Genomic DNA, 6,609 nt, shown 5'->3' with positions numbered 1-6,609 from the left:
TCACAGTCTCCTCGCTCATCACCCGCTCGATGGCATCGGCCATCTCGGCACTGGTACCGCCAAGGTCGATGTAAGGCGCGGTATGATCGCGAAACACCCGAAACTCGTTGCCCAGCAGCACATCGACGCTGACGCCGCTGATCCGCTCAACACCGGGCCGCGGCTCGATGACGATCTTGCCTTCATCCAGGTGCCGTTCGATATCGGTATCACAAAGACGCATTCTGCGACTCTCCTGACAAAAGATTCATTAAAAAAAGCCGGGCATCACCCGGCTTGTTTTCTCTCAACCAATCAACATATGGCGGATACGCGCCTTGAGCATGTCGATGGCGATGCGGTTCTTGCCGCCACGGGGCACGATCACGTCGGCATACTGCTTGGACGGGTCGATGAACTGCATGAACATGGGACGCACAGTCTTCTGATACTGCTTGAGCACGGAGTCCATGGTACGACCGCGCTCCTGCACATCGCGCACCAGACGGCGCAGCAAACAGATGTCGAGCGGGGTATCCATGAAGATGGAGGCGTCCATCAGTTCGCGCAGGCGGCTGTCGGTCAACAGCAGTATCCCTTCGAGGATGATGACACGGCGCGGTGCAAAGGTAGTGACCTCGGTCATGCGCGTGTGCTCGGTATAGGAGTACTGTGGGATGTTGACCGCCTCCCCTTGCGTCAGCTGGGTCAGATGCTGCACCAGCAGATCGTGATCCAGGGCATTGGGGTGGTCATAGTTGGTCTTGACCCGCTCTTCCATGGTCAGGTGGGTCTGATCACGGTAGTAGCAATCCTCGGTGATCACACCAATCTGACCCGCTCCCAGCTCGGCCACCAGCTCTTCATAGATGGTTTGGGCGATAAGACTCTTGCCGGACGCGGATGCACCAGCAATACCGATGATCACGCAGGAATGTTGAGTATCAGACATTGAAAATACCTAAAGAGAAGAGCACTGGGGATTGTTTAAACCGATCCATTATATGAAAAAGGGGTGGCCATGCCCACCCCAAATCCGTCCCCCTTGGCCGAACGCCGATTATTCGTCCAGCGCCACCGTGTAGAGCGGGGTCGCAATCGGTTTTGCGCTGAAATAGAGCTCGGCCCCTACCCGGCGAGCCAGTTTCAGGTAAGTCTGTGACAGCTCGCCATCCGGCGCACCGAACACGGTGGGGCAGCCTTCATCCATGTGCTGGCGAATGTCGATATGCAGCGGCAACTGACCAAGCAGCGCCACGTGATACTGCTCCGCCATCTTCTGGCCACCGCCGGTACCGAACAACGGCTCGTGATGCCCGCAGGCACTGCAGACGTGGTAACTCATGTTCTCGACGATGCCAAGCACAGGCACATTGACCTTGTTGAACATGGCGATCCCCTTGCGGGCATCTGCCAGCGCCACATCCTGGGGCGTCGTGACGATCACCGCCGCCGTGGTGGGCACCTGCTGGGCCAGCGTCAGCTGGATATCGCCGGTGCCCGGGGGCATGTCCACCACCAGGTAGTCCACCTCGCCCCAGCGGGTCTCGTGCAGGATCTGCCCGAGTGCCTTGCTCGCCATGGGACCGCGCCAGATGGTGGCATCCTGCTCGGCCACCAGATAACCGATGCTGTTGCTCTTGATGCCGCAGGCCATCACCGGCTCCATCAACTTGCCATCAAAGCTGACAGGGCGCTCCTTGAGGGTCCCCGTCATGGTCGGGATGGAGGGGCCATAGATGTCCGCATCCAGCAGGGCGACCCGCGCCCCCTCTTTTTGCAGCGCCAGCGCCAGGTTGACCGCGGTAGTGGACTTGCCCACCCCTCCCTTGCCGGAGGCAACCACCAGGATATTGCGGATCCCCTGCACCGCCGCCAGTTGCTGCGCGCGGGGCATGCTGGCCACGTCTATCTCCCCCGTCCAGTCGATGCGGGTCGCACCGGTTGCGCTGCGCAGCCTGGCATCGAACTCCTCTTTGATCTGTTCAAACAGGGACTGGCCGGCAAAGGGCAGCACCAGCCTGATGGCCAAGGTCTGCTCGTGCCGCTCGACGGCACGCACAAAACCGGCCGCGACCAGATCTTTGCCCCATCCTGCCGGCTTAAATTCGGCCAGGATCTGTTTTACTGAATCAATCACCATTAACTCCTCATTATCTTGTCTTTATCTTGAGGTGAACGGTTACCGCACATAAATCAGTGGCTTGCCGACGTCATCGCGATGCCGCCAGTCAGGGCACCGGGGGCCACAACCCTAGGCAGGCCGCCCCCAATTCGGGTAACATGCACGGCACTGTATCATCCCAACAGGCACATAAAGAACGTATTATGGCAACTGATCCTCGTAGAATGCTGGTAACCTGCGCCCTCCCCTATGCCAACGGCTCCATCCATCTCGGCCACATGCTGGAACACATCCAGGCCGATATCTGGGTTCGTTATCAGCGAATGCGTGGCCATCAGGTGCATTTCGTCTGTGCCGACGATGCCCACGGTACGCCCATCATGCTCAAGGCGCAGCAGATGGGGATCTCGCCGGAAGAGATGATTGCCGCCGTCTCCCAGGAGCACCAGGGGGATTTTGCCGGTTTCAACATCAGCTTCGACAACTACCACTCCACCCACAGCGACGAGAACCGCGAGCTGGCGGGCGTGATCTATGGCCGCCTCAAAGAGTCCGGCAAAATCAAGATCCGCACCATCTCCCAACTGTTCGATCCGGAAAAATCCATGTTCCTGCCGGATCGCTTCGTCAAGGGCACCTGCCCCAAGTGCAAGTCCCCCGATCAGTACGGTGACAACTGCGACGCTTGCGGCGCCACCTACAGCCCGACCGAGCTGATTGATCCGAAATCCGCCGTCTCCGGTGCGACCCCGGTGATGAAGGACTCCGAGCACTACTTCTTCGACCTGCCTCAGTTCGAAGCCTGGCTCGCCGACTGGGTACGCGGCTCCGGCGCCATCCAGGAAGAGATGGCCAACAAGATGCAAGAGTGGTTCGAAAGCGGCCTGCAGCAGTGGGACATCACCCGTGATGCCCCCTACTTCGGCTTCGAAATTCCCGGTGCCCCCGGCAAGTACTTCTATGTCTGGCTGGACGCCCCCATCGGCTACATGGCGTCGTTCAAGAACCTGTGCAACAAGCGCGGCGACATCGACTTCGACAGCTACTGGAAAGCGGACTCCGACGCCGAGCTCTATCACTTCATCGGCAAGGACATCGCCTACTTCCACTGCCTGTTCTGGCCGGCCATGCTGGAAGGCGCGAACTTCCGCAAGCCGACCAAGGTCAACGTGCACGGCTATGTGACCGTCAACGGCGCCAAGATGTCCAAGTCCAAGGGCACCTTCATCAAGGCGTCCACCTATCTCAAGCACCTGGATCCGGAGTGCCTGCGTTACTACTACGCCGCCAAGCTCAACAGCCGCATCGACGATCTGGACTTGAACCTTGAAGACTTCGTCTCCCGCGTCAACGCCGACGTGGTCAACAAGCTGGTCAACTTGGCCTCTCGCAACGCCGGCTTTATCGCCAAGCGTTTTGACGGCAAGCTGGCCGCCACCTGCGCCGAGCCTGCACTCTACGCCGAGTTTGCCAACGCCAGCGCCAGCATCGCCGAAGCCTATGAAGCGCGCGAATTCAGTCGCGCCATCCGCGAGATCATGGCACTGGCCGACAAGGCCAACCGCTATGTGGACGACAAGGCTCCCTGGGTCATCGCCAAGCAGGAAGGGGCGGATGCCGAGCTGCAAGCCGTCTGCTCCGTCGGCATCAACCTGTTCCGCGTGCTGATGGCCTACTTGAAGCCCGTCATGCCGCAACTGGCCGAGCGCGCCGAAGTCTTCCTTGGCGAAACCCTGACCTGGGATGGCATCGCCGCCCCTCTGGTCGACCACAGCGTCGCTCCCTTCAAGGCGCTCTTCTCCCGCATCGAGTCCGCCAAGGTGGATGCCATGGTGGAAGCGTCCAAGGAAGATCTCGCCAAGGAGCAGAGCAAGAAACCGGCAGGCCCCCTGGTGGACGATCCCATCAGCGAGACCATCACCTACGACGACTTTGCCAAGATTGACCTGCGGGTGGCGCTGATCAAGAAGGCCGAAGCGGTGCCGGAAGCCGAGAAGCTGCTGAAGTTGCAACTGGATATCGGTGGCGAAACTCGTCAGGTGTTTGCCGGTATCAAGTCCGCCTACAACCCGGAAGATCTGGAAGGCAAGCTGACCGTGATGGTGGCCAACCTGGCCCCGCGCAAGATGCGCTTTGGCATGTCCGAAGGTATGGTGCTGGCGGCAGGTCCGGGCGGCAAGGATCTCTGGATTCTCGAGCCCCAGGAAGGTGCCCAGCCGGGCATGCGCGTGAAGTAAGCGCTGCCGCAGCCGTTAGCAACGAGGGAGGCTTCTGGCCTCCCTTTTATTTCCTCTCTTTCCTCCTCTTCTCCTGCTGATTGCGCCGTTTTGTGCTTTTCATCCCCCCTTGGGCGCTTGTTGCTCTCGATCAATTTACCTAGACTGGCGATTCACTTCGGGTCCATGGCCCCCTTCATCAGGCAAGGAGCAAGCATGATCACCTTATACGGCACCCCCATCAGCCGTGCCCTGCGCGTATCCTGGTTACTGGAAGAGCTGAACGTGGCATGGCAGTTCCAGTTTCTCGACTTCGCCAAGAGCGAGAACCGCAGCGACTGGTTCTTGACCCTCAACCCGAGCGGCAAGATGCCGGTGCTCAAGGACGGGGAGTTCGTGTTGACCGAGTCCGCCGCCATCATGCAGTACCTGGCCGAGGTGTATGGCCCGAACTGGCTGCCGGCCAGAGGGACCCAGGCCTCGGCGCTGCACGCCCAGTGGATCAGTTTCATCACCTGCGAGCTGGAGCAGCCACTGTGGACCATCGGCAAGCACCGTTTCGCCCTGCCCGAGGCCCAGCGCCTGCCGGCCATCTTCCCCACCGCCAAGTGGGAATTCGACAAGGCAGCGGCCATCGCCGAATCCTGGGTACCCGAGCAGGGTTATCTGCTGGGTGAGCAGGTCACCATCGCGGATCTGCTGCTGGCTCATACCCTGATGTGGGCCACCCGCTTCGAGCAGAGCATTCCCCCCAAACTCGCCGCCTATCGGGATCGCCTGGCCAAACGCCCAGCCCTGCAAACGGTGCTCGCCAAGACCCAGGCCATCGCCGACGCCGCCCAGGCAGGCTGACCCGCAGACAAGAGATCATCAATGCAAACGGGAGCCCGCAAGGCTCCCGTTATTGTGTGCAGGCGATGACCCTTGCCTGGCAAGGGCCGCCTCCTCAGTTGGTGTGAAAACCGCTCCCCTTGGGTGGTAGCGCCACCTCATATTCCATTCGGGTCACCTCGGCGGTTCGGGGCCCGTGCTCAAGCCAGCCCAGCATCATCTGTACCTTCTGTTCGGGACCGGCAATCAGGATTTCCACCGAGCCATCTTCCAGGTTGTAGGCATGCCCCCGCAGCCCCAGTTGCAGCGCCCGCTCCCGGGTGAAGTAGCGAAACCCCACTCCCTGAACCTGACCCCACACCCGCACGACAAACGATTGCTCTCCCATTTATCACACCTTTCCCTTAAGTAATTTTTCCCCGGGGCGATAATGAGCGCGACACTCTCTTCCCCTTGCAGGACGCAATACCATTATGAAAGAAGTAAAGTTTCGGTGGGTTGACCGTTATCTCATTCACCTCACGATCAGCGAGAAATTTCTCATCACCTTCTGGTGCCCCCTGGTGTTCATCGCCTTCCTCACCTGGTATCTGCTGGCCGACGGCCATGATCAGGCGATGCAGCTCAGAGTGGATCAGCTCAAAGGGCGGGTCGAGACCACGGCCCAGCTGGTGAGCCAGCAGCCGACCCTTACCCTGCCCGCGGATCTCGTACTCACGCCTGGCGCGGCCACCGGCCTTAGCCAGCAGGGGAACATCTATCGCTATGGCGCCAGCGCAGGTCAGGCGGGCGTCGTCTCCGGCACCCTGGATACGAGTCAGTACGCCCTCTGGGATGGTCAGGGCACCACGCTCACCATCATCGCGGTGCTGGCCGCCCTGCTGGCCCTCATCACCCACTATCTGATGACCTTTGTCTCGGGGGCGCTCTACTCCACCAACAAGGCATTGCAGACGGTAGCGAACGGCGATCTCACCTTCCGGCTCAACTTCTTCCCGGTGCGGGACGAGTTCTCCATTCTGGCGGGCAGCATCGACACCTTCACCGACCGCCAGCACAAGATAGTGCAACTGGTGGAAGAGTCCGCCGATGCCCTTACCCTGGCCGCAGACGAATTTCGCGAGCATGCCAGCGACGGCGAGCAGCTTGCCCGCGCCCAGCGACAGCACATGGACTCCCTGGCCGCCGCCATGGAGCAGATGTCCGCCGCCATCCGGGAAGTGGCCCGCAACGCCAATGACACCCTGCTGCAAACCCGCCAGTCCAGCGACGAGGCGACTCACGGGGCACAGCGGGTGGCACGTACCATTACCGCCATCCGCACCCTGGCAGACGAGATTGGCAATGCATCGGGCGCGGTCGAGCGGCTGACTCACAACGCCAATCGCATCAACGAAGTGGTCAACGTCATCAACGCCATCTCCCAGCAAACCAACCTGCTGGCCCTCAACGCCGCCA

7 protein-coding genes are annotated in these 6,609 nt (G+C 60.5%); 3 read left to right on the top strand and 4 right to left on the bottom strand.

Annotated features, from left to right (window positions below; all coding sequences use genetic code 11):
- From AACR77_RS20605 to apbC, 3 genes are all read right to left on the bottom strand, one after another.
- Positions 1–223 (bottom strand): dCTP deaminase domain-containing protein (locus AACR77_RS20605; protein ID WP_042881449.1); only part of this gene is annotated, 223 nt, incomplete at its 3' end.
- 63 nt (positions 224–286) lie between these two features.
- Positions 287–931: a uridine kinase gene (udk, locus tag AACR77_RS20600; protein WP_010674731.1), complete on the bottom strand. Its 645-nt coding sequence runs from the start codon at positions 929–931 to the stop codon at positions 287–289.
- Positions 932–1,039: 108 nt separating this feature from the next.
- Positions 1,040–2,122 carry an iron-sulfur cluster carrier protein ApbC gene (apbC, locus tag AACR77_RS20595; protein ID WP_042881447.1) on the bottom strand — a complete coding sequence of 361 codons (1,083 nt, stop codon included), beginning with the start codon at positions 2,120–2,122 and terminating at the stop codon, positions 1,040–1,042.
- Positions 2,123–2,307: 185 nt separating this feature from the next.
- Here apbC and metG point away from each other — a divergent pair, with 185 nt between their 5' ends.
- Positions 2,308–4,341 (top strand): methionine--tRNA ligase, encoded by a 2,034-nt coding sequence (metG, locus tag AACR77_RS20590; RefSeq protein WP_042881445.1) that lies wholly within the window; start codon positions 2,308–2,310, stop codon positions 4,339–4,341.
- A gap of 195 nt (positions 4,342–4,536) precedes the next feature.
- Positions 4,537–5,172: a glutathione S-transferase family protein gene (locus AACR77_RS20585; protein ID WP_042881443.1), complete on the top strand. Its 636-nt coding sequence runs from the start codon at positions 4,537–4,539 to the stop codon at positions 5,170–5,172.
- Positions 5,173–5,266: 94 nt separating this feature from the next.
- Here AACR77_RS20585 and AACR77_RS20580 read toward each other — a convergent pair whose 3' ends face one another.
- Complete coding sequence (locus AACR77_RS20580; protein WP_042017631.1) at positions 5,267–5,539, bottom strand: acylphosphatase; 273 nt, start codon at positions 5,537–5,539, stop codon at positions 5,267–5,269.
- An 85-nt stretch (positions 5,540–5,624) separates the two neighbouring features.
- On the opposite strand from AACR77_RS20580, the gene AACR77_RS20575 reads away from it, so the two are divergent.
- On the top strand, positions 5,625–6,609 hold a 985-nt coding region (locus AACR77_RS20575), incomplete at its 3' end, for a methyl-accepting chemotaxis protein (protein WP_042881441.1).

The sequence above is a fragment of the Aeromonas sp. ZOR0002 genome (assembly GCF_963866995.1).
Classification (GTDB): Bacteria; Pseudomonadota; Gammaproteobacteria; order Enterobacterales; family Aeromonadaceae; genus Aeromonas; species Aeromonas caviae.
Note: the sequence above shows the minus strand (reverse complement) of the source record. Positions and strands in the feature narration are given on the sequence as shown.

What these genes read in the sequence shown, in the direction of transcription:
- udk (WP_010674731.1), bottom strand. Translation starts at nt 931, where the DNA reads ATGTCTGATACTCAACATTCCTGCGTGATCATCGGTATTGCTGGTGCA.
- apbC (WP_042881447.1), bottom strand. Translation starts at nt 2,122, where the DNA reads ATGGTGATTGATTCAGTAAAACAGATCCTGGCCGAATTTAAGCCGGCA.
- metG (WP_042881445.1), top strand. Translation starts at nt 2,308, where the DNA reads ATGGCAACTGATCCTCGTAGAATGCTGGTAACCTGCGCCCTCCCCTAT.
- AACR77_RS20585 (WP_042881443.1), top strand. Translation starts at nt 4,537, where the DNA reads ATGATCACCTTATACGGCACCCCCATCAGCCGTGCCCTGCGCGTATCC.
- AACR77_RS20580 (WP_042017631.1), bottom strand. Translation starts at nt 5,539, where the DNA reads ATGGGAGAGCAATCGTTTGTCGTGCGGGTGTGGGGTCAGGTTCAGGGA.